The following is a 1,097-nucleotide window of genomic DNA, read 5'->3' as shown; positions in this document are numbered from 1 at the left end:
TGAAGTTTTTTCACTATGCTGTCAAGTCTGAAAAAGCCGAACTTTTCCATGAAAGTATGCTCTTTCGCAAACTTGAACTCGTCCCTGTCACCGCTTCTGATGCCAAATTGATATATCTTTCCGTCGCCCACAATATCCCAGCATCTATGAAGCACACAGGCGTGTGACTCTTTCACTCCAAGGTAATCGTCCCTCAGATCGGCATGAGCGTCAAAGTGAACGATATGCAGATCTGGATATTTCTCTGCCACAGCTCTAACTGCACCGAGAGTGACAAGGTGTTCGCCGCCTATCATGCAAGGCACTTTGCCGTCATCAAGTATTTCTGATGTACGGCTTTGGATATCCCTCAGTGCGCCCTCAGGATTGCCAAATGGCAGTTCAAGGTCGCCGCTGTCGAACACATTCACATCAAGGAGATCCTTATCCTGATACGGTGAATAAGTCTCAATGCCGAAGCTCTCATTGCGCATTGCAGAGCTTGCAAATCTTGTACCCGGCCTGAACGAAGTTGTGCTGTCATATGGTGCGCCGAAAAGGACTATCTTTGAATCATCATATTCACAATCACAGCCTATAAAGGTATGAACATTTTTTTCCATACTTTTCTCCTTTAGTCACAGTCCTCAAGTACATCAAGGACGTAATTCGGCAGTGCGAAACAGCCCTTGTGAAGCTCTGTGTTATAATATCTTGTCTTTATGCCGAATTTTTTCCACTCATCAGCCTTAAGGTCATATATAGGGTGAAGATTTTTAGAAGCAAAGCCGAAAAGCCAATGACCCGACGGATAGGTAGGTATATGTGTCTGATAGACCATTGAAACCGGGAACGCACTGCCTATTCTTCTGTGTGTGCGCTTTACCATATCCACATAGGAATCATAATAAGTGCTTTCATGTTGGTTTATCAATATTCCCTGATCTGTGAGCGCCTTTGAGCAGTTGCCGTAAAATTCTTTTGTAAAAAGTCCCTCTCCCGGTCCAAACGGGTCGGTGGAGTCAACTATAATAAGGTCATATTCATTTTCCTTGCGGCGAACGAATTTCAGACCGTCCTCAATATAGAGGGTAAGTCTAGGGTCGTCAAAGGCACAG

At 44.7% G+C, this 1,097-nt stretch carries 1 protein-coding gene and 1 pseudogene; both read right to left on the bottom strand.

Going from position 1 to position 1,097, the window contains the following annotated elements; genetic code table 11:
• On the bottom strand, positions 1–602 hold a 602-nt coding region (gene speB, locus QVO88_RS10365), incomplete at its 3' end, for an agmatinase (RefSeq protein WP_288178013.1).
• An 11-nt stretch (positions 603–613) separates the two neighbouring features.
• Positions 614–1,097: pseudogene (locus tag QVO88_RS10360) on the bottom strand (spermidine synthase); the annotation flags it as partial.

It is taken from the genome of Ruminococcus sp. CAG:57 (assembly GCF_000435935.1).
GTDB classification, from domain to species: domain Bacteria; phylum Bacillota; class Clostridia; order Oscillospirales; family Ruminococcaceae; genus Hominimerdicola; species Hominimerdicola aceti.
Note: the sequence above shows the minus strand (reverse complement) of the source record. Positions and strands in the feature narration are given on the sequence as shown.